The sequence below is a fragment of the Mobilicoccus caccae genome (assembly GCF_030161635.1).
Classification (GTDB): Bacteria; Actinomycetota; Actinomycetes; order Actinomycetales; family Dermatophilaceae; genus Mobilicoccus; species Mobilicoccus caccae.
Map to the genome: position 1 here is coordinate 3747509 of NZ_BSUO01000001.1, position 22974 is coordinate 3770482.

Genomic DNA, 22974 nt, shown 5'->3' on the forward strand with positions numbered 1-22974 from the left:
TTCGCCGAACCCGTTGCCCGACGGTACCGGAACGTTCTAGTCTCGGCCCTACCGGAACGTTCCGGTACATGAGTTTCGGGAGCACGACGAAGGAGTCACCCATGGCCGAGCAGATCAGCGTGGCCGTCATCGGCGCCGGCATGGCCGGCCGGTCGCACGCCGCCGCCTACCGCACCGCCGGAACGCTGTGGGGTGACGGGCTCCCCCGATCCGTCTCGCCGCGATCGTCGACACCAACGAGGAGCTGGGCCGCGACGCCGCCCGCCGCTACGGCTTCGAGAAGTATCTGAGCAGCGTGGACGAGCTCGCGGCCGACCCGAGCATCGACGCGGTCAGCGTCGTCGTCGGCAACGACCTGCACCTGCCCCTCACGAAGACCCTGCTGGAGGCGGGCAAGCACGTGCTGTGCGAGAAGCCGCTGGCCGGCAGTCTCGCCGACGCCCGCGAGATGGCCGCCCTGGAGCGGAACACGGATCTCGTGACGGCTGTCGGCTACACCTACCGGCGTGTCGCCGCGGTCGCCGCGATCCGCGACCGGATCGCCGCCGGCGAGCTCGGTGACCTGTCCGTCGTCGACGGCCGGTACTGGTGCGACTACTCCTGCGACCCGGGCGCGCCGCTGACCTGGCGCTACCTCGGGGCGCCGGGGTCGGGGGCACTCGCCGACCTGGGCGTGCACCTCATCGACATGCTCGAGCACGTCCTCGACTCACCGATCGTGTCGGTCAGCGGGGGTTCCCTGACCAACGCGATCCCGACCCGCCCCAAGCCCCTCGGCACGGTGGTGGGGCACGAGATCGGCGCCGTCAGCGAAGAACACGGCGAGGTGACGAACGAGGACTCGGCCGCCTTCGTGGCCCGGTTCGCCTCCGGTACCTCGGCCACGGTCTCCACCTCACGGACGGCCTTCGGCATGCCCAACGGACTGTCGTTCGGCATCCACGGCAACGCCGGACACGCCGCGTTCGACTGGCACCGCCCGGCCGAGTACACGTTCAACGCGTTCTCCGGCGACGCCCCGACCGGCCCACGTCAGGTCATCGTCGGCCCCCGCGACCCGTACTTCGCCGGCGGCTACCCCATGCAGGCACCCGCGAACGGCGCCGGCAACGCCGAGTCCTTCGCCTACCAGGCCCGCGCGTTCCTCGACCAGATCGTCGGGATCACCGACGAGGTGGAGCCCTGCGCCACGTTCGCCGACGGGCTGCACACCCTCGAGGTCATCGACGCCGTCGTCCGATCCGCCGCGTCCGGCGGTGGCCTCGTCACCGTGCCCTGACACCCCGCCGATCCACCCGTCGATCACCCGACCCACCACCCACCAGGAGTCCTGATGAAGTTCGGCGCCTACACCGCCTGCCTGCACGACCGTTCCCTGCCCGAGACCCTCGAGATCCTCAAGGGGATGGGTCTGACCTCGGTGGAGGTCAACTCCGGCGGGTTCATCCCCGCACCGCACTGTCCCGTCGACACCCTGCTCGGCTCGGAGTCGGCGCGGCGTGACTACCTGCAGGTCTTCGCCGACGCGGGCATGGAGTTGACCGCGCTCAACTGCAACGGCAACCCGCTGTCGCCGCTGCCGAACGAGGGGTTGAAGCACGCCGAGGACCTGCGGCGCACGATCGAGCTCGCGGGCGCGCTGGGCATCGAGCACGTCATCACGATGTCGGGCCTGCCGGGCACCGACCCCACGGCCAAGTACGCGACCTGGGTCGTCAACCCCTGGAACGGGATCGACATGGAGATCCTCGACTACCAGTGGAGCGTCGCGGTTCCGTTCTGGACGGAGATCGACGAGCTGGCGCGGCGTCACGGCGTGCGCGTGGCGATCGAGTTGCACCCCCGCAACCTCGTCTTCAACGCGACGACCTTCCAGCGGCTCATCGCCGAGACCGGTGCCACCAACGTCGGTGTCGAGATGGACACCAGCCACCTCATGTGGCAGCAGATGGACGTGCCCACCGTCATCCGCACCCTCGGCGACCGGATCTTCTTCGCCGCCGCCAAGGACGTCAAGCTCTTCGAGGGCGTCAAGACCAAGGGCGTGCTCGACGTCGACTTCGGGCATGTGCCGGCCGACGCCGAGAACAAGACCCCCGTGGCCTACGGCTACTGGTGCACCTCCTGGCCGGAGAACCCGGCGTGGCGCTTCGTCGCCGTGGGGATCGGCCACGACCAGGACTACTGGGTCGAGGTCCTCACCGCACTGCGTGAGGTGAACCCCGACACGGTCATCAACATCGAGCACGAGGACGCCGAGATGAGCACCCTGGACGGGCTGGGCTTCGCGGCGAAGACCCTGCTGGCGGCAGCGTCGAAGGTCGACTGAGGCCGGCCGACCTCACGCCGCGCGTGCACGACGGTGTTGCCGGACCATGCTCCACAGCACCACCCCGACGATGGCGAGGCAGACCCCGACCATGGCGTACGCGGTCGGGGTCCACCCCTGCGCCCGGACCTCGGCGGGCAGGTGCTTCATCGAGATCTCCGCGACGAAGATCGCGGCGAGGATCTGGATGACCACGCTCATGGTGCGTCGTCGCGACGGGGGTTGGTCGGGCATGGGCGCCATCGTGGCACCCGGTGAGCACGCGGGACAACCACCGCGCCAGGGACGAGATGACATTGTGCCGAATGATCTATTGACCGAACATACTCATCGGGTAGGTTGAGCCGCACAGGCTGTCAACGACGACGCCGGGGCGCGCGCCCCGGGGAGGAAGATCCGATGGCGCAATCGAAGGCCCGCAACACCGACCCCCGCTTCTCCAAGCTCGCGATCGGCGTGTGCCCCGATCAGTGGGGCGTGTGGTTCCCGAACGACCCGAAGCAGATCCCCTGGCGGACGGCCCTGGCCGAGATGGCCGAGGCCGGGTTCTCGATCATGGAGACCGGGCCGTTCGGGTACTTCCCCACGGACCCCAAGGAACTCAAGACGGTGATGGACGACCACGGCTTCCAGGTCGTCGCCGGCACCGGCTGGGGCATCCTGCACAAGGAGGAGGCCTGGGCCGAGACCGAGAAGACGTTCCGCGCGATCGGCGAGACCCACGCCGCCGTCGGTGCCGAGTACGTCGTCCACCTCCCCCGCTCTTCCGCGACGACAAGACGTGGGAGTTCACCGACGACCGGGTGCTCTCCCCGGAGGCGTGGGACCTGTACATCCGCAACGCCGACCGCCTGGGCCGGATGATGAAGAACGACTACGGCCTCAAGATGGTGCTCCACCCGCACGGGGACAGCCACATCGAGACCCGCGAGGACATCGACCGCATCTTCGGCGCCACCGACCCCGACTACGTGGGCTTCTGCCTCGACACCGGCCACATCGTCTACGGGCAGTCCGACCCGATCGACATCATCAAGGACTACCCCGAGCGCATCGACTACGTGCACATCAAGGCGATGGACGCCTCGCTGGTCAAGCAGGCACACGACGACGACTGGCCGTTCGGGCAAGCCGTCGCCAAGGGCTGCTCGGTCGCGCCACCCGCCGGCGAGCCCAAGATGCCCGGGCTCATCGAGGCCCTCGCCGACCTCGACAAGGAGCTCTACGTCATCACCGAGCAGGACATGTACCCCTGCGACCCGAGCTACCCCCTGCCCAACGCGATCAGGACCCGCGAGTACCTGGCCGAGTGCGGCCTGGGCCTCAAGTGACCTCGGCGACGAGAAGGAGCAACTGACATGGCACTGCGCATCGGCATGATCGGCCCCGGGGGCATGGGTCAGGCCCACCTCGACCGCATCCGCACCGTCATCGCCGGGGGTGAGATCGCGGGCGTCTCCGACATCGCCGCCGACAACGTCGCGACCGTCTCGGAGAAGTACGGCGTCACCGGCTTTGCGAGCAGCGAGGAACTCATCGCCTCACCCGAGGTCGACGCGATCATGATCTGCAGCCACGGCCCCGGCCACGAGCCCGACGTCATCGCCGCGATCGAGGCCGGCAAGCCGGTCTTCTGCGAGAAGCCGCTGACCCCGACCGCCGACGCCGCACTACGGATCATGGAGGCCGAGCAGAAGGCCGGTCGGCGCCTGGTCACCGTCGGGTTCATGCGCCGCTTCGACCGCAGCTACCGCGAGATGAAGGCGCTGCTGGACTCCGGTGAAGTCGGCGAGACCCTCATCGTGCACAACCGGCACCGCAACCCCACCGTGCCCGCGCACTACACGTGGGACATGGCGATCAACGACACCGCGATCCACGAGATCGACACGATGCGGTGGCTGCTCGAGGAGGAGATCGTCTCGGTGCGGGTCGACAAGCCCAAGAAGACGAGCCACCGCTTCGAGCACCTGCAGGATCCGCTCATGGTCATCATGCAGTCGGAGTCGGGGGTCTGGATCGACGACGAGGTGTTCGTCAACAACCAGCACTCCTACGACATCCAGTGCGAAGCGGTGGCCGAGCTCGGCACGATCCGCCTCTCGGATCAGCACGCGATCGAACGCACCGGAACGCTCGGGCGGTTCAACACCTTGACGATGGACCACAACCAGCGGTTCTACGGCGCGTTCGTCACCGAGGTCCAGGAATGGATCACCGCGGCGGCTCGGGGCGAGCACACCGGCTCGACCACCTGGGACGGATACGCGGCGGCCTGCGTCTGCGACGCCGGGGTTCGTGCGCTGGAGACCGACGGCCCGGTCGCCGTCGAGATGATCGACAAGCCGGCCCTGTACAGCTGACGTACCCGGCGGGGCCGCGCTTCGTCGGCGCGGCCCCGCCCACTCGACTCGACCACCTGCGAGGACATGGACATGACCACTCGGATCGGTATCGGCGTGATCAGCCTGGGCTGGATGGGGCGCCTGCACACGCGCGCCTACAAACAGATCCGCGAGCGCTACCCGGAGTTCGACCTCGAACCGCGCCTGGTCGCGGCGGCCGACCCCGTGGACGCCTTTCGCGAGGAGGCCACGGGTGCACTCGGATTCGAGCGCGCCTACGCCGACTACCGCGGGCTCCTCGCCGACCCCGAGGTCGACCTCGTGTCGATCTGCGCCCCCAATTTCCTCCATCACGAGATGGCACTGGCCGCCGTCGAGGCCGGCAAGCCGTTCTGGATCGAGAAGCCGATGGGCGTCAGTGCGGCGCAGAGCCGGGACATCGCGCTCGCGGCTGAGGAGGCCGGCCTTCGGACCGCCGTCGGCTTCAACTACCGGCACACCCCCGCCGTGATGCACGCCCGCTCCCTCGTGGCCGGCGGGCGGCTCGGCCGGATCACCAACGTGCGGTGCTGGCTCATCGCCGACTACGCCTCTTCCCCGGACGGCCCCCTGACCTGGCGGTACTCCAAGGAGCAGGCGGGCTCGGGCGTGCTCGGCGATCTCCTCAGCCACGGCTTCGACCTGGCCCAGTACGTGCTCTCGGACCGCGTGGCGTCGGTGTCGGCGATGTCGGGCACGTTCGTCGCGGACCGGCCCAAGGCGTTGCGCGCGACGATCGGCCACGGCGCGGTCGAGGTGACCGACGAACGCTTCCCCGTGGGCAACGAGGACTACGCCGCGGTGCTCGCCCGGTTCGACTCCGGCGTGCTGGCGACCTTCGAGACCAGTCGCGTCGCCCACGGCCCTCGGGCCGAGTACGTCATCGAGGTGTACGGCACGCAGGGCAGCGTGCGCTGGAACTACGAGAACCAGATGCACCTCGACGTGCTCGTCGACGCCGACAACACCGCTCACCACGGCTATACGCGCGTCATGTCCGACGCCTCGCACGGCCACTTCGGTCGCTACCAGCCCGGGCCGGGACAGCTGATGAGCTTCGACGACATGAAGACCATCGAGTGCGCCCTGTTCTGCGAGTCGGTCGTCACCGGCGAGCAACTCGCGCCCTCGGCCGCCGATGCCTGGGCCGCCGCCGAGTGCGACGAGGCCTGCGTGGCCTCCGCCGCCGACGGCACCTGGCACGACGTCCCTCGCGTCGAGGGCCCGACGACCTACGCCCTCTGATCCGCGCCAGAAAATCGCCCCCGAGCCGTCAGGAGACCGACATGGCCGTGAAGATCCTGCTCGACCCGTCGATGTACCACCCCCACCTGTCCGTCGCGCAGGAGTGCCGCAAGGCCGCCGACCTGGGCTATGAGTACCTCGAGCTCTCACCCCGCGCCGACTTCCACGAATGGCACCACTACCCCAAGGTCGACACGGCGCTCATCGCCGAGGTCAAGACCGCGATGGCCGAGACGGGCGTGAAGATCTGGACCTTCAACCCCGTCTACAACTGGTCCTCCCCGGACGAGGCGGACCGCCGCCACGCGGTGCGTTGCCTGCGCCGGTTGCTGCAGATCGCCAACGAGCTCGAGGTGCCGCTCATCGCCACGGAGTTCTCGGGTGACCCCAATCAGCCGCTCAAGAGCGAGGCCGCGTTCTACGCCTCGATCGAGGAGCTCATCCCCGACTTCGAGCAGTACGGCATCGAGTGCACGATCGAGGCGCATCCGTACGACTTCGTCGAGGAGAACTCCCGCGCGGTCCAGATCGTCCGGGGCGTCGACCGCGACTGGCTCAACTACGAGTTCTGCTGCCCCCACGCCTTCCACCTCGGCCAGGGGAGCACCGACGTGCGCTCGATGCTGGCCTACGCCGGCCCGCGCCTGAAGCACGTCCACATCGCCGACGTGTTCAACCACCTCGCCAACGTGGGCAACCGCTACATCGTCAACCCGCCCGGCGTGGACGCCCGCATCCACCAGCACAACGAGATCGGCAACGGCGAGATCCCCTGGGACGACGTGTTCGGCTACCTCCGCGAGACCGACTACGACGGCCCGGTGTCGGTCTGCGTCTTCGGCTGGGAGGAGCACGCGGACGAGATCCACGTGCGCATGCGTGAACGGATCGAGAGCGAACTGCGCCGTTGATCACCGGGGTTCGGCCGAGCGCCGATCCACGTGTCAATTTCCATGTGCGAATGTATTGACATCACCACCTCCCTTGCCTACGTTCAGCTCAGATGACCACGCCGACGTGGTCGTCGGTGCGGGCAGAGGCCCTGACCGGCTCGGAACATCCAGGAGTTGCGCAATGAAGCACGGACTCAAGTTGGCCAGTGTCGCGCTGGTCGTCGCCCTCGCAGGTTGCGGCACCACCGCCACCCCGCCCGCCGCCCCCGGAGGTGGTGGCGGCACCGGTGGCGCCGCCGAACCCGCCGCCGGCGCGACGGTCACCTACGCACCGGAGGAGGTCGTCAAGCCCAAGGACGGCAAGAACCTCCGCATCGGTGTCGCCTTCCCCGTCCTCGACCAGTTCCTCCAGAACGTCGCCGACGGCATGCAGGCCCGCGCCAAGGAGGCCGGGGTCACCCTCACCATCGTCTCCGCGCAGGAGAAGACCGATGTGCAGCTCGGGCAGGTGGAGAACTTCATCAGCCAGGGCGTCGACGGCATCATCATCCTGCCGCAGGACACCGACGCCGCTCAGCCGATGACCGACGCCGTCACCGCCGCCAAGATCCCGCTCGTCTACGTCAACCGCCGTCCCGCGACGCTCGACCCGAGCGTCCCCTACGTCGGGTCGGACTCCAAGGTCGCCGGCCAGCTCCAGATGGAGGCCCTGGCCGAGCAGCTCGGCAACAAGGGCAACATCGCGATCCTCCAGGGCGACCCCAGCCAGGAGGCCGCGCAGATGCGCACCCAGGGCTGCAAGGACGTCATCGCTCAGCACCCCGAGATGAAGGTCATCCGCGAGCAGGCCGGCAACTGGTACCGCGACAAGGGTCTGTCGATCACCGAGAACTGGATCCAGTCCGGTGACCAGATCGACGCCATCTGCTCCAACAACGACGAGATGGCCCTCGGCGCCCTCGAGGCGCTGCGCGCCGCGGGCAAGCTCGACGCGGTCAAGGTCGGCGGGGTCGACGCCACCAAGGACGCCCTCGCCTCCATGAAGAACGGCCAGCTCGACATCACCGTGTTCCAGGACGCCAAGGGCCAGGGCGCGGGCGGTGTCGACAGCGTCATCAAGAAGTACAACGGCGACGAGGTCGCCTCGTTCGTCAACGTGCCGTATGAGCTCGTGACCCCGGAGAACATGGCGGAGTACGCGAACAAGTGATTCCGGGTCGCGGGTGGGTACCGGTCGTCGGTGCCCACCCGCGACGCCTACGCGGGGCGCCCAGCGCCGGACCGCGTCCACGACCCTGACGCAGTGAGGCACACCATGTCCGACACACCGCCCCCGCGAGGAGGAAGACCCGGCGAGGTCCTCCTCCGCATGGAGGCCATCTCCAAGTCCTTCCCCGGAGTCCAGGCCCTGCAGGACGTCGACCTCGTCGTCCGTGAGGGCACGGTCCACTCCCTCATGGGCGAGAACGGCGCCGGCAAGTCCACCTTGATGAAGATCCTCGCCGGCATCTATCAGCCGACCTCGGGTCGCATCATGTTCGAGGGCCGCGAGGTGACCGTCGACGGTCCCAAGGCCGCGATCGACATGGGCATCTCCATGATCCACCAGGAGCTCTCCCCGGTGCCGGAGATGATGGTGGCCGAGAACATCTATCTGGGCCGCGAGCCCCGGGGCAGGTTCGGTCTCATCTCCTACGCCCAGATGATCAAGCAGACCCGCGAGCTCTTCTCGACCTGGGGGATCTCGATCAATCCCCGCAGGCAGATGAAGGCCCTCTCGGTGGCCCAGACGCAGATGGTCGAGATCGCCAAGGCCATCAGCACCGACGCCAAGATCATCATCATGGACGAGCCGACCTCGGCCATTCCCGAGCGCGAGGTCGAACACCTCCACCGGATCATCGACGTGTTGCGTGGCAAGGGCGTGGCCATCGTCTACATCACCCACAAGATGGACGAGGTCTTCACGATCTCCGACGAGATCACCGTCTTTCGTGACGGCAAGCACGTCGCGACGAAGCCCGCCTCCGAGCTCGACCATCAGAAGCTCATCACGCTCATGGTCGGTCGCGAGCTCACCCACCTCTTCCCCAAGCTCGACGCCGAGATGGGCGAGGTCGTCCTCTCGGTCGAGAACCTCAACAGGGGTGACCTGGTCAAAGACGTGTCCTTCGAGCTGCGCCGCGGCGAGATCCTGGGTTTCGCCGGCCTCATGGGCGCCGGTCGCACCGAGGTGCTGGAGACGCTCTTCGGCATCACCCCCGCCGAATCCGGTGAGATCCGGATCGCCGGCAAGAAGGTCGACATCCGCACACCCCAGGACGCCATCCGCGCCGATCTGGCCCTGCTCACCGAGGACCGCAAGAAGACCGGGGTGATGGGCGTGTTGTCGGTGCGCGACAACATGTCGATGGCCGCACTGCCCCGCTACAGCCCCGGGGGATTTCTGCAGAACCGCAAGATCAACGAGGTCTGCCAGCAGCAGCGCAAGGCGCTGGCACTGAAGACGCCGTCCCTGGGCCAGTTGATCAGAAACCTCTCCGGCGGCAATCAGCAGAAGGTGCTCATCTCCCGCTGGCTGCTCACCACTCCCGACATCCTCATGATCGACGAACCGACCCGCGGAATCGACGTCGGAGCCAAGTCGGAGATCCACCGCCTCATGTCCATGCTCGCGCAGGAGGGAAAGGCCATCATCATGGTCTCCTCCGAGATGCCCGAGGTGCTCGGGATGAGCGATCGGCTGCTCGTCATGCACGAGGGTCGCATCTCCGGCGAACTGTCGAGGGCTGAGGCCACGCAGGAAAAGATCATGGAACTCGCCACTGGAACGACCGGCTCGGTCGCGACCGCCTAGGAGACAACGGATATGTCCACCCCTGCGACAGAGAAATCGGTGGCCGCGACGACGGATCCCGACCGGGAGCCGTTCAGCCTCGGCGATTTCGTCAAGAAGTACGCGATCGTCTTCATCCTCATCGGATTCGTCGTCCTCCTGGCCTTTCTGACCGGCGGCAGCTTCCTGCAGACCCGCAACCTGCTGAACGTCATCGTGCAGGTGGCGCCCATCGGCATCATCGCCTTCGGGATGACGTTCATCATCATCACCAACGGCATCGATCTGTCGGTCGGTTCCACGGTCGCCCTGTCGGCGGTGATCGCGTGCAGCCTCGCGCAGATCGTCACGCCGACCTCGATGTACCCGAACATGCCGGCACTGCCGATCATCCTGCCGGTGCTCGTCGGCATCCTCGTCGGCGCCGCGACCGGGTTCGTCAACGGCTTCCTCGTGTCGTTCTTCAAGATCGCGCCGTTCATCGCGACCCTCGGCATGATGACCGCCGCCCGTGGCCTGGCCCTCATCTACACCGATGGACGGCCGATCTCCGGCCTGGCCCCGGGGTACAACGCCATCGGCCAGGGCAGCATCCTCGGCATCCCGGTGCCGGTCATCCTTCTCGTCCTGTGCGCGATCCTCGCCCACATCCTGCTCAACTACACGCGCTTCGGTCGGCACACGTATGCCATCGGGGGCAACGAGCAGGCCGCGCACGTGTCGGGCATCAACATCGCCCGCGTCCGGCTGTGGATCTTCACCTTCACCGGCGCTCTCGCGGGTCTCGCGGGCATCATCCTGTCCGCCCGCATCGGCTCGGGTAACCCGCAGCTCGGCAACATGATGGAGCTCGACGTCATCACCGCCACGGTCATCGGCGGCACGAGCTTCAACGGTGGCGTCGGAACCATCTGGGGCACCATCGTCGGCGCGCTCATCATCGGCGTCATCAACAACGGCATGGACCTGCTGAACGTGTCCCCGTTCTGGCAGCTCGTCGTCAAGGGCGCGATCATCGTGGTCGCGATCATCATCGACGAACGCAAGAACCGCTGACCACCCCGTCGCACCCCAGATCGCCGAGACCGCCGGTTATCGCCGGCGGTCTCGGCGCTGTGCGGACGGTGTGGTGGGGTGTGGATCGAGCTCGGGGGTGGGCTGCCGAGCGGGGCATTGGCATAGCCTTCGTCGTCAGCCCCACGGCGTCAAACGAAGCCCGGTAGTCTCTGTGTTCGCCCACGCCTGCGTTTCAGAACAGGAGCGTGAGAGCCTTCCAAGCCTTGGAGATGGCCTTTCCGGCGGCCCCACCCACGACACCAGTGGCGATCCCGCAGACTGCCGGGTGCTGGCTACACCATGTATTGATGTTCCGATAGGTGGCCGGCAGGTTGTCTCGGAGGTTGAGACCAGGGTGCTTCTTCTTGGTTAGGTCCACGTAAAACAGGCAGTGAGAGTGCCGCACATGACGGTGATGGGATGAAGGGTGCGCATGTCTACAGATTCCTTCTTGAGGCGCAATAGCGACTTCGTCGCTCTTGGAGTTGCCATCGCGGTGTCGGTGATCAGTGCGACCAGCGGCGTGAACATTGCAGCGGTGCTGGCGATCTCTACGGTCAGCTTCGTGCTCGTCCAAGTTGCACTGAATTTGATCGGCAAGAGGAAGGCGGACTCCGAAGGTGATCAGAAATGTCCGCAATAAGCAACTCTTGTCCGCAATAAGCAACTCTTGATGAAGTGGCGCGTGAGCAACATTAGCGGGTGGAATCTTCCGCAAAGTCATCCTGAAGAATGATCAGTGTCTATAGTTTTTGCGTATTGACAGATGGCGATGTGTGTTCTTGATCCTCGCAGGTGCCCCACGCCGCGGGCGCCACCTCGTCTGAGTGCCAGAGGGAGTAGTTCTTCGTCGAGGTTCCACAGGTGGTGGTGCGGGTCGATGAGCGGGATCTCGGCCATCACCTCACGCTGTCACCGCGGCCGACGCCCGTCGACGAGGTGTCTCAAGCGGCGGCATGGAGGGCTCGCGCATGAAGAAGGGCCCCCGCCGCACTGGCTGGGGGCCCTTCGTCGTCGGCTGCGCCGGTGGTGTTCATCGGAAGTCCGGCTCCTCGACCACGGTCTCCTTCGGCATCCCGGCGAACGCCGCGGCGCAGGCGGCGAGGAAGACCATGGCGGGCACGTACAGCTGCCACGCGTCGAGGGCGACGGCCGCCACCACGGAGATCACCGTGAGGACGGCGAAGACGCCGGTGGCGATCGGCTGCGCCAGCTTGGGGTCGATGGTGCTGAGGACGGCGCCCGTCCCGGCGTAGTAGGAGCGGTGGGTGGTCGTCGCGACCATGGTGCTCATGAGACCTCGTTTCTGGCCGGCAGAGGACGAGCCGGGTGACGGCCTGTCCTGCACGGCCGTCGTGCGCCCCGATCGGGGCAGGTGGTGTCGAGGGCGAGAAGACACTCGACATGTAATGACAAACTAAGTCTAGAGGGTCGCCAGTGACCGGATCAAACGGGGCGGTGCCCGGATGTGTCTGTTCGCGCCTGGTCACGTGGCTCTCGGGCCCCAAGGCTGCTCGATCGCGACCGAGCGTGAGACTGACGACACAATGTTCTGACAAACCCTTGACCTCTGATGACTTGGAGGGGTTGACTGACTGCCAGCCGAGTTCCCCCGTGCAAAGGAGCACCCCGTGTCTCAAGGCGGCCCCTCCCACACCAGCCCCCGGTCGATCTCCCACCTGACCAGCCCGGCCCCCACAGTCGGCGCCTCGCCCTGATCGCGGTCGTCGCGACGTTCGGCGGACTGCTCTTCGGCTACGACACCGGAGTCATCAACGGCGCCCTCGAGCCGATGAAGGAGTACTTCGGCCTCACCCCGTGGACCGAGGGCCTGGTCACCGCCAGCCTGCTCATCGGGGCGGCCGTCGGCGCCATCGTCGGTGGCCGGATGAACGACGTCCTGGGCCGCAAGCGGGCGCTCACCTACATCGCGGTCGTGTTCTTCGTGTCCACCCTGGGCTGCGTCTTCGCCCCCACCTTGTGGGTGATGATCCCCGCGCGGTTCGTCCTCGGGTTCGCGGTCGGCGCGGCGTCGGTCACCGTGCCGGTCTACCTGGCCGAGCTCGCGCCCACCGAGCGACGCGGCACGCTGTCCGGCCGCAACGAGCTGGCGATCGTCCTCGGTCAGCTCCTGGCGTTCGCCATCAACGCGATCATCGCCAACGTCTGGGGTCACCACGACAACGTGTGGCGCTACATGCTCGCCGTCGCCGCGATCCCGGCGGTCTGCCTCTTCGTCGGCATGTTGAAGATGCCCGAGTCGCCGCGGTGGCTCCTCGCGCACGGCCGGGACGAGGAGGCCCTCGAGGTCCTGCAGCAGATCCGCTCCGACGAACGCGCGCGGGCCGAGATGGCCGAGGTCGAACTCCTCGCCGAGGAGGAGCAGGCCGCTCAGTCCGGCGGCTGGGGCGACATGGCGGTGCCGTGGATCCGCAAGATCATCCTCATCGGCTGTGGCCTGGCGATGGCCCAGCAGATCACCGGCATCAACTCGATCATGTACTACGGCACCGAGCTGCTCACCCAGGCCGGGTTCTCCTCCGACGCCGCCATCGTGGCCAACGTCGCCAACGGCGTCCTGGCCGTCATCGGTACCGCGGTGTGCCTCTTCTGGGTCATCGACCGGGTCGAGCGCCGCAAGCTCATCATCTTCGGCTTCTGCGCGACGACGATCTGCCACGGCCTGATCATGCTCACCGCGGCCCTCATGCCCGCCGGCATCACCCGCGCCTACGTGATCCTCGTGCTCTGCGTGACGTTCGTCTTCTTCATGCAGATGGCCCTCAACGCCCCGGTGTGGGTGTGCCTCTCGGAGATGTTCCCGCTGCGCCTGCGCGGGTTCGGCATGGGGATCAGCATCCTGTGCATGTGGCTGATGAACGCCACCCTCACCTTCTCCTTCCCCGTCATCACCCAGACCTTCGGCCTACAGGCGATGTTCGGCCTGTTCTTCGTCCTCGGCCTCGTGGTCATCGGGTTCCTCTGGAAGTTCCTCCCCAACACCAGCGGACGCTCCCTGGAGCAGCTGGAGGAGTCCTTCTCCCGCGGCGAGTTCCGCTGAGGCGACCGGCCGATCGGCCCGGATCGATGCAGGAACGAATGCGGGATCGGTGTTGCCATGGCAGCACCGATCCCGCATTCATCGCTGCGTTCATCCTGCGTCAGGCAGACCCTGCACGTACTCGAGGTTGATGGCGGCGGCGTCCTTGGGGTGCTTGTGGGTGGTGTCCTGCTCCAGCACGTACCAGCCGTCGTAGCCGCGGCGCTGCAGGTCGGCGACGATCTCGGGGATCGGCACGAGGCCGTCGCCGAGCTCGGGGAAGATGATGCCGCGCAGCGCGTCACCGAAGCTCCACCGCTCCTCCTGGGCGCGGGCGAGCACCGTGGGGTCGACGTCCTTGAGGTGCACGTGCGCGACGCGGTCACCGTAGGTGGGCAGGAAGTCCAGGGCGTCACCGCCGCCGTACTTGAGGTGGCCCACATCCAGGCACCAGCCGACCTTGGCCGGGTCGGTCTCGTCCAGGAATCGCCTTGTCTCCGCGGCGGTCTCGACGTAGGTGCCGACGTGGTTGTGCAGCACGACCTTCATGCCCATCGGCTCGAGGAGGTCGGCCAGGTGGGCGAGGCCGTCGGCGAGGTTGCGCCACTGCTCGTCGGTCAGACCGCGGGACTCATCGACGTGCCCGGCCTCAGCGTCGCGGCGCTCGTCGCCGAGCTCGGCGGCCACGAGGATCGTCCCGCCCGCGGCCTTGACCCGCTCGGCCACGGCGAGCGCCGCGGCGTCGGCCTCGTCCCAGGCCTCCCGGTCGCGGTAGCCCAGGCGCACGAACGCGCCGACCATGGACAGGCCGCGCGCAGACATCTCCTCGCGCACCACGGCCGGGTCGTCGGGCATGCCCGGGCCCCACTCGGTGGCGGTGTACCCCGCCTCGACCATCTCGTCCATCATCTGCCCGGGGGCGGTGTACGGCCGGAAGTCCGGGATGTCCCCGTTGTTCCAGTTGCAGGGCGCTGTCGCGATCTTCATGGTCGGTGGACCTTTCTCGTGGGTGGAGGTGGGCGGACGCCGGTCGCGGTGATGAGCGTCGGCGACGAAGGGGTCAACGGAGCATCAGGGCGATGCCCGAGACGAGCGCGGTGAGCAGGATGACCCACTCGAAGACGTCCCTGCGGATGCGCCCGACGAGGATCCGGCCGGCGATCGCGCCGAGGACGACACAGGGCACAAGGGTGAGGATGAGCGGAAGGCGCTCGGGACGCAGCAACCCGATCCCGATGCTGAACGGCAGCTTCACGACGTTGACCACGGCGAAGAACCACGCGAACGTGCCGACGAATCCCCGCACCGCGAGGTTCTCGCGCAGCAGATACAGGCTCATGACCGGCCCGCCCGCGTTGGCCACCATCGTCGTGAACCCCGCCATCGACCCGAACCCGCGGCCGACGGCCCGCGACATCGCCCGAGGTGCCGCCGGGCGGGCGGACCTCCTGATCAGGCGCTGGACGATCTCGACCGCCGCCATCGCCACGACGATCCCGCCGATGACCCGCGCGACCCAGAGCTCCGGCGCCCAGGCCAGGAAGAGCGCACCGAGAACCACACCGACGAGCACCGGCGCGATGAGCCGGCTCAGCAGCCGCAGGTGGGCATCCCGGCGGTAGGTCCACACCGCGATCGCGTCGCCGACCATCAGCAACACGAGCAGCACGCCCGTCGACTCGCGTGTCGGCAGCACCGTGGCGAACGCGACGACCGAGATCGTCACCACGCCACCGATCGCCGTCTTGCCGAGTCCGACGAGCAACGCTCCTGCTGCGAGGACGACCCACCCGAGGGCGTCGACCCCCAGTTGGGTCATCACCGCAGGTCACAGGTAGTGCCGCTGGGGGCCTTCTCGGTGAGGTACTCCTCGCGGGCCGTCCGCGTGCTCTCCAGCTCCGACACCTCGCTGACCGGCACGTCCCACCACGCGGAGGCCGGCGGGTTGGGTCCGGTGAGGTCGGTCTCGATGTAGAGCACCGTCGTGCGGTCGTTGGCCGCGGCCTGGGCGTACTTCTCACGGAAGTCGGCGATCCCGTCGCACCGCAACAGCGTCGCACCCCAGCTCTCGGCGTTGACCGCGAGGTCGAAGGGCACGACGTCGCCGGCGAGGCGACCCGACTCGTCACGCATGCGGTACTTGGTGCCGAACCGCTGGGAGCCGCGCGACTCCGACAGCGCGCCGATCGAGGCGTACCCGTGGTTCTGCAGCAACACGATGACGACCTTGAGTCCTTCGGAGACCATCGTCGCGATCTCCATGGGCATCATCTGGTAGGTGCCGTCACCGACGATGGCGACGACCTCGCGGTCGCCGTGGCCCTGCTCGTGCAGCGCCATCTTGACGCCCATGGCCGCCGGGATCTCGTATCCCATGCAGGAGTAGGCGTACTCCACGTGGTACTGCTCCGGGGTCTGCGCGCGCCACAACGCCTGCAGGTCACCGGGCATGGAGCCGGCGGCGTTGATGACGACGTCCTTCTCGCCCATGAGCTCGTTGAGCGCCCCGAACACCTCGGTCTGCGCGGGCAGTGGCGTGTGGTCGCGGTGGTAGCACTCCTGCGTGACCTCCCGCCATTCGGCGGCGAGGTCGGATGCCCGCTGCCGGTACTCCTGCGGGACGCTCCACCCGGACAGGCGCTCGGTGAGGGCGGTGAGCGTGGCGCGGGCGTCGGCGACGACCGAGGTCGCCGAGTGCTTGGCCGCGTCCATGGCGAGGACGTTGACGTTGACGAACCGCACCTTCGGGTTCGCGAAGATCGTGTGGCTGGCGGTCGTGAAGTCCGAGTACCGGGTTCCGATACCGATGACGAGGTCGGCCTCGCGGGCCAGGGCGTTGGCGGCGCTGGTGCCGGTCGAGCCGACGCCACCGACCGAGCTCGGGTGATCGGCGTCGATCGCGCCCTTGCCCGCGTGGGTGTCGGCGACAGGAATGCCGGTGGCCCGCGCGAATTCGCGTAACTGCTCGGAGGCCTCGGAGTAGACGACGCCACCGCCGGCGACGACGAGCGGGGCCGTGGCGGCCTTGATCTGCTCGACGACCTGGTCCAGGAGCGCGGGCTCCGGCTCCGGACGCGCGACCCGCCACACCCGTGTGCGGAAGAACTCCACCGGCCAGTCGTAGGCCTCGGCCTGGACGTCCTGGGGCAGGCAGATCGTCACCGCGCCGGTCTCGGCAGGGTCGGTGAGCACCCGCATGGCCGCGAGCGCGGAGGGGATGAGCTGCTCGGGCCGGTTGATCCGGTCCCAGAACCGCGACACCGGCCGCAGCGCGTCGTTGACCGACACGTCGAGGCTGGTGGGGTCCTCGAGCTGCTGCAGCACGGGGTCGGGATGGCGGGTGGCGAAGATGTCCGAAGGCAGCAGCAGCACGGGCACCCGGTTGGTCGTCGCGAGCGCCGCCCCGGTGACGAGGTTGGTCGCGCCCGGGCCGATCGAGGTGGTGACGGCCATCGTCTGCAGCCGGTCGGTCGTGCGGGCGTAGGCGGCCGCGGCGTTGGCGCCGCCCTGCTCGTTGCGCACGAGGTAGTACGGCAGGTCGACCATCGTCTCACCGCCGGCGACGTCCGGGACGTCGAACTCACCCAGTTCGGCCTGCAGCAACGCCTGCCCGACTCCGGCGACGTTGCCGTGACCGAAGATCCCGTAGCACCCGGGAATCAGGCGTCGTCGAACGCCGTCACGCTCGGAGAACTGCCTGGAGAGGAAGACGACGAGTGCTTGGGCGACGGTCAGACGCACCGTCTGCGAGGTGGTGGTCATGTGATCCTCCGGTGTCGAGGTGACGCTCAGGGTGCCGGGACGAGGATGTCACGCACGAGTGCGTCGAGATCGGCGTCCGCCTGGAGGAACTGGCGCAGGGTCGTGCGCGTGGCTCCGAAGTCGTCGAACTCCTCCGGGGTCATCCCGTCGACCGCGTAGGCCTTGCGGAACTCCGGCATCGTCTTGAGGGTCTCCAGCACCTGCGCGTCGACCGGGACGTCGATGCGGGGCTCGGGGTCGATGCCGCTGCCCTGGAACCGCTGCTGCCACGCGAACGGCGGGGAGATGACGACCTCGCCGCCCACGAACTCGGTCCACTGCAACGCGTTGCGGTACGCGGCCGAGAGCAGCCGGGCGCGCAGTCCGCGCTCGCCGAAGATCCGGTAGGCCTCCTTGAAGGCGGCGACGCCGGCCCACTCGAGATATCCGGGGTCGAAGCAGAGCTTCTCCTTCTCGTAGACCTTCTTGAGCCAGTCGTCGAGGCGGCCGCACATGATGGTGACGACCGGGCCCATCTCGTCGACGGGGAGACCTTCGGCCTCGCGGCGCTTCAATCCGCGTTCGATGGCCTCACCGGCGGCGACGGCCTGGGGCACCGTGAAGGAGACGGTGACGTTGATGCACACGCCGCGGTAGGTGGCCTCTTCGATGGCGACGATGCCGGTGCTGGTGGCGGGGATCTTGACGATCGTGTTGGGCATGAGGCTGTCGAAGTGGACAGCCTGCTGCACCAGGGCGTCGGCGTCGCGGTGCAGGCGGGGGTCGGTCTGCATCGACAGCCGCCCGTTCACGCCCTTGTACTTCTCGAAGGCGGGCATGAGGAGCTCGGCCGCGTCGATGGAGACCTCCTCGACGACCTTCCACCCGATCTCGGACTCTCCGGCGGTCGGCATCTCCTGCGCGAGTTCGCGGATGCGTGCCGACCAGCGCGGTAGGTCGGCCTTGATGCAGGCCAGGGCGATGACGGGGTTGCACGTGGCACCCACCGCGCCGTAGCTGATCGACTCCTTCAACTCCTCGGGGTTGGCGGAGTCGTTCCAGAGGACGGTGGGACCGTTCTCGACCATCGTGTTGAGCGGCCTGCTGTGGGACATCGAATCCTCCACGTCGAGGTTGGTCGGCTGAAGCCATCCCATCAGCCCGCGCTCCCCCTGTCAATCTATTGTCTTTACATTTTTGATGATCTGCGTGTCTCCCCGCGGACATCCGAGCGGCGGACCCGCTTCAACAGCGGCAGATGATCCTCCAGTACGTCGACGCCTACGGCAGCATCACGCGGGGCCAGGTGGCCGACTTGTGTTCGGTCACCGCACTCCAGGCACGCAGCCTGCTGAAGAAGCTCGTCGAGGCAGGCGAACTGGCCCTCATCGGCGAACGACGGGCGGCCCGCTACATCCGCGCACCCAGGTAGGAGCAACGTGTCCTGGGTCCGTGCCGTTCTGGACGCCACCCCCGGGCGCCCGGATCCGATGTCCTACCCCGGTAGGACGCAAGTCCACGTCCGGTATGACGCGGGGCACCCTCTCCTCCAAGGAATCTGGAGTCAGTTCGAAAGCCCCCGAACGATCCGGACCCACTGGTTCGGGCGACGTCGGGAGTCGCACCGCCTGAACCGAGAAGGAGAGTGGGATGGACGTCTCGACCATGCCGACGAGTCGCTCGTTCTTCGTCGCCCTGCCCGACACCCCCGCCGCCGGCGGAGTGGCGGCAAGGCTGAAGGACGTCACGAGCACGATGCTCCACCACGCCTCGGGGCGTCCCTGGATCGTCGGGCACGTCACGACCGATCGGGTCGTCACCGGCAGGGCCGGCGCCAACGCCGTCGCCGTCGTCGGCACGAGCAGCGCCACCACGGCCGACCTCGACCGTGTCGCGGCGAGCGCGCGCCGCCCCACCGACCTCACGGCCGTCTGCAGCGGGCACGCCGGCAGCTACGTCACGATCGGCTCGATCGACGGAGAGCTGTTCGCGGCCGGTCAGGCGATGGAGTCCCGTCGCCTGTGGTCCTCCCGCATCGGCGGCATCCGGGTCGTGTCCGACCGCGCCGACGTGCTGGCCGAACTCGGCGGATTCGACATCGACCCCACAGCCCTGGCCCTGCGGCTGCTCACCACGCTGCCCCACCCTCTCGACCGGCGAGGTCTGTGGCGCCAGGTGGAGCCGCTGCCCGGCGACCGTCATCTCGTGATCGGTGTCGACGGCACCAGGGTGAGGGAGGGGACCTGGTGGCACCTGCCCGCCGACGACCTCGGTCGCGCCGAGGGAGCCGACCGCTTCCGTCAGGCACTCGAGGCCGGGGTCGCCGCCCGCACCCGCGACGGGGAGTCCGTCGCCTGCGATCTCTCCGGCGGCCTGGACTCCACCCCACTCTGCTTCTTCGCGGCCCGGTCACCCCAAGGGGTCGTCGCGAGAACGCTGTACAACGACGACCCCGGCGGAGACGAGGACCTGCGCTGGGCGCGCAAGGCCCTGGAATCCATGCCGGGCGTGCACACCCACGTCGTCTCCTCCACCGACGAGTACGTCGACTTCTACGAGGGCATCGACGACATCGCCGCCCACTTCGACGAACCCACCCAGGCAGTGACCGCAGGGCCACGGATCATGGCGATGCTCCAGGACGATCGCCGACGAGGCATCCGGATGCACTTGAACGGGCTCGGTGGCGATCACATCCTCCGCGGCATCGGGGCATGGGAGCACTCCATCGCCCGACAGAGACCGCTGACCGCCTGGCGACGAGCCCGCGGACAGCACATCCCCGACGGCATCGGCATGCTCAGCACACTGCGGGCGCTCACCGACCGCCGCCCCTACCGGGCCTGGCTCGCGGACTCCTACCGGGCGGCCGGCGAACACACCGGGGCACCGGCCGCGCCAGGCATGAACGACTGGTCCAGCCCGATCTCGATGCCACCGTGGCTCAGCTCCGATGCGCGGGCCCTCATCGACTCCGCCGTGCGCGAGGTCATGGACGAGGCCGAACCCCTGCACGCCTCCATGGCCGGCCACGCCGACGTCTTCTTCGTCCGCGAGGCGTCCCGCCTGGTCCGCAGCACCGCACAACTCGGGCAGCCCTACCAGGTCAGTTACGAGGCGCCCCTGCTGGACGACCGCATCGTCGAGGCGGCACTGGCCGTGCAGCGAACCGAACGCGACACCCCGCTGGAATGGAAACCGCTGATGAAGGCGGCGATGCGCGGGCTCCTGCCGAACGACTACCTCATGCGCACCTCCAAGGTGGGCGGCGGGCCACAGTCGGTCCGCGGATACTCCCGCCACTACTCGACCCTGCTGAAGCTGATGGACGAGGCCCGCCTCTTCGACACCGGACTCATCGACCGCGACGCACTCCTGCGCACGACCCGCCCCAACCAGTGGGAGACGCCCGCCGTGCACGTGTACCAGGCCATCAACGCGGCCGTCTTCCTCCGCAACTCGTCATGCCGACCGGCCCTGGCCGCGCTCTGACCTGCGACGACCCGACAGGAGAGATCCATGTTGTTCCGCAAGACACCCCGCCGTCACGAATACACGACGGTGCCCACCGAGTACGGACACGTCATGCTGGATGAGTCCCGAGGCCAGTACTGGCATCTCAACGACAGCGCCCTGACCGTCACGCGCTCCTTGCGGGACGGAGGGTCTCGCGACGACGCCGCGGATGCCCTGGTCGCCTCCTACGGCATCGAGCGTGGTGTCGCCCGGCGCGACGTCGACGCCGCCTGCGAGACGTTGCAGAAGGTGGGCCTGCTGTGAGTGACGTCCTGCCCTACGAACCGGTGCGAGTCCGCCTTCGAGACGGTGTCGCCGTCGGCACCTCGGTCGCCCTCGCTCGACTTCTCGCCCACGCCCCGCCCGATGTCCTGCGCTCGGTCCTCGACGCTGTCAGCGCCGGCGCGCGACCTGCGGATTACGAACAGGCCCGCGCCGCACGGGACACGGTCCTCACCGCGAGCGCCTACACCCGAGGCGGCTCGGCCTGCCTCCCACGGTCCATCGCCACGGCCCTGATCTGCCGCTTGCGCGGAACCTGGCCCGCCTGGTGCGTCGGAGTCCTCTCCTCGCCGCCGTTCACGGCGCACGCGTGGATCGAGTCCGAAGGACGCATCGTCGACGAGCCGATGAACAGCTCCGACTTCTCCACCTTCTTCAGCGTCACCGCCGCTGCCACGGCCTCCACCGCCGCGACCGCGACGACTCCCACCACCATGACCGCCGCGTGATCAGGAGAGACCCATGAACTTCCCCGCCTACGCACCACCTTTCGCCTCACGACTCGGATGCTTCGAGGAATGCACCGGATTCGGTCTCGGCTACCAGCCGGAACGCTGGACCCCCTTCGGCGATCGGTGGGCCTGATGAACACCTACCAGGCTCCCGTCATCACCGTCCTCGGCAACTTCGCCGAGCGCACCGGATTCGGATTCCGCCCCGAGATCGTCGAGATCGGTACGGCCCTTCCCGACCGCGTCTGAGGCCCCCCGCACCCCCGTGACCCCGTGCTCCGGGAAGCCGCAGGGCCCCGGTGCCCGACATGGTCACGGGCCCCGACCCACCGATCGCCACGAGAGGAGGTGACCGTCATGCGCACCTACACCGCACCCGCCGCCGTCGCACTCGGCACGTTCAGCGACGAGACCGGCTTCGGCGTCGGCTTCCAGGCCGAGGGCTGGAACCCCATCGCCGACCGCAAGAGCTGACCCGCTCGCACGCCCACACAGAACCGCAGAACCAACCCAGAAGGAGAACCACCATGCAGAAGCGCTACGACACCCCCAACGTCATCGACCTCGGCGCCTTCGCCGAGCAGACCGGAGAGTTCATCGGCCCGCACTCCGAAGCCATCCTCCCGCTGGAGGACCACTCCAAGGAGGGCTGACCTCCTCGGCTGCGGCCCCGCAGCCGGCGAACGCAAACGCCGGGTGGTCGTCCGGCCACCCGACCTGTAGGACATCTCGGCACGAAACCACTGCAGAAGGAGAACACCATGCGCTACACCACCCCCACCGTCATCGACCTCGGCACGTTCAGCGACGAGACCGGCTTCGGCGTCGGCTTCCAGGCCGAGGGCTGGAACCCCATCGCCGACCGCAAGAGCTGACCCCACTCCGAGCACCACCACAGCAGAAGGAGAAGAACCATGCAGAAGCGTTACGACACCCCCAACGTCATCGACCTCGGCGCCTTCGCCGAGCAGACCGGAGAGTTCATCGGCCCGCACTCCGAAGCCATCCTCCCGCTGGAGGACCACTCGAAGGAGGGGTGACCCCCTCGAACAGGCGCTTCGAGCGTCTCGACGTGCCGCGGGTCGGTGCCGAGGGCAAGTCGGCACCGGCCCGTGGGCGTCTGTCAGCGAACACCTGAGACCGACAACACCAGGATAGGCGATGAACCATGCATGTGATGAGCCGTGATTCGCACCGATC

At 67.9% G+C, this 22974-nt stretch carries 26 protein-coding genes and 1 pseudogene; 21 read left to right on the plus strand and 6 right to left on the minus strand.

Annotation, left to right across the window (positions count from 1 at the left end; all coding sequences use genetic code 11):
• Positions 1 to 101 precede the first annotated feature (101 nt).
• The 3 genes from QQK49_RS18340 to QQK49_RS18350 are packed head-to-tail and all read left to right on the plus strand — an operon-like array spanning position 102 to position 2329.
• Positions 102 to 290: a hypothetical protein gene (locus QQK49_RS18340; protein WP_284305230.1), complete on the plus strand. Its 189-nt coding sequence runs from the start codon at positions 102 to 104 to the stop codon at positions 288 to 290.
• Positions 245 to 1279 carry a Gfo/Idh/MocA family protein gene (locus QQK49_RS18345; protein ID WP_284305950.1) on the plus strand — a complete coding sequence of 345 codons (1035 nt, stop codon included), beginning with the start codon at positions 245 to 247 and terminating at the stop codon, positions 1277 to 1279. The genes QQK49_RS18340 and QQK49_RS18345 overlap by 46 nt, the downstream gene beginning before the upstream one ends.
• 54 nt (positions 1280 to 1333) lie before the next feature.
• Positions 1334 to 2329, plus strand: a complete 996-nt coding sequence (locus QQK49_RS18350; protein ID WP_284305231.1) for a sugar phosphate isomerase/epimerase family protein — start codon at positions 1334 to 1336, stop codon at positions 2327 to 2329.
• A gap of 12 nt (positions 2330 to 2341) precedes the next feature.
• On the opposite strand, the gene QQK49_RS18355 is transcribed toward QQK49_RS18350, so the two are convergent.
• Positions 2342 to 2563: a hypothetical protein gene (locus QQK49_RS18355; RefSeq protein WP_284305232.1), complete on the minus strand. Its 222-nt coding sequence runs from the start codon at positions 2561 to 2563 to the stop codon at positions 2342 to 2344.
• 165 nt (positions 2564 to 2728) lie between these two features.
• Here QQK49_RS18355 and QQK49_RS22980 point away from each other — a divergent pair, with 165 nt between their 5' ends.
• From QQK49_RS22980 to QQK49_RS18395, 9 genes are all read left to right on the plus strand, one after another.
• Complete coding sequence (locus tag QQK49_RS22980; RefSeq protein ID WP_348536232.1) at positions 2729 to 3193, plus strand: sugar phosphate isomerase/epimerase family protein; 465 nt, start codon at positions 2729 to 2731, stop codon at positions 3191 to 3193.
• Positions 3133 to 3660: a TIM barrel protein gene (locus tag QQK49_RS22985; RefSeq protein ID WP_348536233.1), complete on the plus strand. Its 528-nt coding sequence runs from the start codon at positions 3133 to 3135 to the stop codon at positions 3658 to 3660. The genes QQK49_RS22980 and QQK49_RS22985 overlap by 61 nt, the downstream gene beginning before the upstream one ends.
• A 27-nt stretch (positions 3661 to 3687) precedes the next feature.
• Positions 3688 to 4692, plus strand: coding sequence for a Gfo/Idh/MocA family protein (locus QQK49_RS18365; RefSeq protein WP_284305233.1), 1005 nt, complete (start codon positions 3688 to 3690; stop codon positions 4690 to 4692).
• Positions 4693 to 4764: 72 nt separating this feature from the next.
• On the plus strand, positions 4765 to 5958 hold the full coding sequence (locus tag QQK49_RS18370) for a Gfo/Idh/MocA family protein (RefSeq protein WP_284305234.1): 1194 nt from the start codon (positions 4765 to 4767) through the stop codon (positions 5956 to 5958).
• A gap of 41 nt (positions 5959 to 5999) precedes the next feature.
• Entirely contained in the window at positions 6000 to 6869 is an 870-nt protein-coding gene (locus tag QQK49_RS18375; protein WP_284305235.1) for a sugar phosphate isomerase/epimerase family protein, read from the plus strand.
• Between the two features lie 163 nt (positions 6870 to 7032).
• The gene (locus QQK49_RS18380) at positions 7033 to 8061 is read left to right on the plus strand and encodes a sugar ABC transporter substrate-binding protein (protein ID WP_284305236.1); all 1029 of its coding nucleotides are present in this window, start codon (positions 7033 to 7035) and stop codon (positions 8059 to 8061) included.
• Between the two features lie 105 nt (positions 8062 to 8166).
• Positions 8167 to 9708 (plus strand): sugar ABC transporter ATP-binding protein, encoded by a 1542-nt coding sequence (locus QQK49_RS18385; protein WP_284305237.1) that lies wholly within the window; start codon positions 8167 to 8169, stop codon positions 9706 to 9708.
• 39 nt (positions 9709 to 9747) lie between these two features.
• On the plus strand, positions 9748 to 10743 hold the full coding sequence (locus tag QQK49_RS18390) for an ABC transporter permease (protein WP_284305238.1): 996 nt from the start codon (positions 9748 to 9750) through the stop codon (positions 10741 to 10743).
• A 433-nt stretch (positions 10744 to 11176) separates the two neighbouring features.
• Positions 11177 to 11386: a hypothetical protein gene (locus QQK49_RS18395; RefSeq protein WP_284305239.1), complete on the plus strand. Its 210-nt coding sequence runs from the start codon at positions 11177 to 11179 to the stop codon at positions 11384 to 11386.
• A gap of 390 nt (positions 11387 to 11776) precedes the next feature.
• Here QQK49_RS18395 and QQK49_RS18400 read toward each other — a convergent pair whose 3' ends face one another.
• The gene (locus QQK49_RS18400; RefSeq protein WP_284305240.1) at positions 11777 to 12037 is read right to left on the minus strand and encodes a hypothetical protein; all 261 of its coding nucleotides are present in this window, start codon (positions 12035 to 12037) and stop codon (positions 11777 to 11779) included.
• Between the two features lie 297 nt (positions 12038 to 12334).
• Between QQK49_RS18400 and QQK49_RS18405 the strand changes: the two genes are divergently transcribed.
• Entirely contained in the window at positions 12335 to 13804 is a 1470-nt protein-coding gene (locus QQK49_RS18405; protein WP_284305951.1) for a sugar porter family MFS transporter, read from the plus strand.
• Between the two features lie 90 nt (positions 13805 to 13894).
• Here QQK49_RS18405 and QQK49_RS18410 read toward each other — a convergent pair whose 3' ends face one another.
• The 4 genes and pseudogenes from QQK49_RS18410 to QQK49_RS18425 all read right to left on the minus strand — a co-directional run bounded on the left by QQK49_RS18410 (position 13895) and on the right by QQK49_RS18425 (position 18639).
• Complete coding sequence (locus QQK49_RS18410) at positions 13895 to 14770, minus strand: TIM barrel protein (RefSeq protein ID WP_284305241.1); 876 nt, start codon at positions 14768 to 14770, stop codon at positions 13895 to 13897.
• A gap of 73 nt (positions 14771 to 14843) precedes the next feature.
• A complete protein-coding gene (locus QQK49_RS18415; protein ID WP_284305242.1) occupies positions 14844 to 15602 on the minus strand; it encodes a sulfite exporter TauE/SafE family protein in 759 nt (252 codons plus the stop codon).
• A gap of 9 nt (positions 15603 to 15611) precedes the next feature.
• Positions 15612 to 17545: pseudogene (iolD, locus tag QQK49_RS18420) on the minus strand (3D-(3,5/4)-trihydroxycyclohexane-1,2-dione acylhydrolase (decyclizing)).
• A gap of 26 nt (positions 17546 to 17571) precedes the next feature.
• On the minus strand, positions 17572 to 18639 hold the full coding sequence (locus QQK49_RS18425) for a transaldolase family protein (protein WP_284305244.1): 1068 nt from the start codon (positions 18637 to 18639) through the stop codon (positions 17572 to 17574).
• A gap of 143 nt (positions 18640 to 18782) precedes the next feature.
• On the opposite strand from QQK49_RS18425, the gene QQK49_RS18430 reads away from it, so the two are divergent.
• From QQK49_RS18430 to QQK49_RS18465, 8 genes are all read left to right on the plus strand, one after another.
• Positions 18783 to 18956: a hypothetical protein gene (locus tag QQK49_RS18430; protein ID WP_284305245.1), complete on the plus strand. Its 174-nt coding sequence runs from the start codon at positions 18783 to 18785 to the stop codon at positions 18954 to 18956.
• A gap of 218 nt (positions 18957 to 19174) precedes the next feature.
• Positions 19175 to 21016, plus strand: coding sequence for an asparagine synthase-related protein (locus tag QQK49_RS18435; protein ID WP_284305246.1), 1842 nt, complete (start codon positions 19175 to 19177; stop codon positions 21014 to 21016).
• A gap of 27 nt (positions 21017 to 21043) precedes the next feature.
• Positions 21044 to 21304, plus strand: coding sequence for a lasso peptide biosynthesis PqqD family chaperone (locus QQK49_RS18440; protein WP_284305248.1), 261 nt, complete (start codon positions 21044 to 21046; stop codon positions 21302 to 21304).
• Entirely contained in the window at positions 21301 to 21771 is a 471-nt protein-coding gene (locus QQK49_RS18445; protein ID WP_284305249.1) for a lasso peptide biosynthesis B2 protein, read from the plus strand. Before QQK49_RS18440 ends, QQK49_RS18445 begins: the two co-directional genes overlap by 4 nt.
• Positions 21772 to 21784: 13 nt before the next feature.
• Positions 21785 to 21907 carry a hypothetical protein gene (locus QQK49_RS18450; RefSeq protein WP_284305250.1) on the plus strand — a complete coding sequence of 41 codons (123 nt, stop codon included), beginning with the start codon at positions 21785 to 21787 and terminating at the stop codon, positions 21905 to 21907.
• Entirely contained in the window at positions 21907 to 22023 is a 117-nt protein-coding gene (locus QQK49_RS18455; RefSeq protein WP_284305251.1) for a keywimysin-related RiPP, read from the plus strand. Before QQK49_RS18450 ends, QQK49_RS18455 begins: the two co-directional genes overlap by 1 nt.
• A 278-nt stretch (positions 22024 to 22301) precedes the next feature.
• Positions 22302 to 22427 (plus strand): hypothetical protein, encoded by a 126-nt coding sequence (locus QQK49_RS18460; protein WP_284305252.1) that lies wholly within the window; start codon positions 22302 to 22304, stop codon positions 22425 to 22427.
• 261 nt (positions 22428 to 22688) lie between these two features.
• Complete coding sequence (locus tag QQK49_RS18465; RefSeq protein ID WP_284305252.1) at positions 22689 to 22814, plus strand: hypothetical protein; 126 nt, start codon at positions 22689 to 22691, stop codon at positions 22812 to 22814.
• Positions 22815 to 22974: the final 160 nt, after the last annotated feature.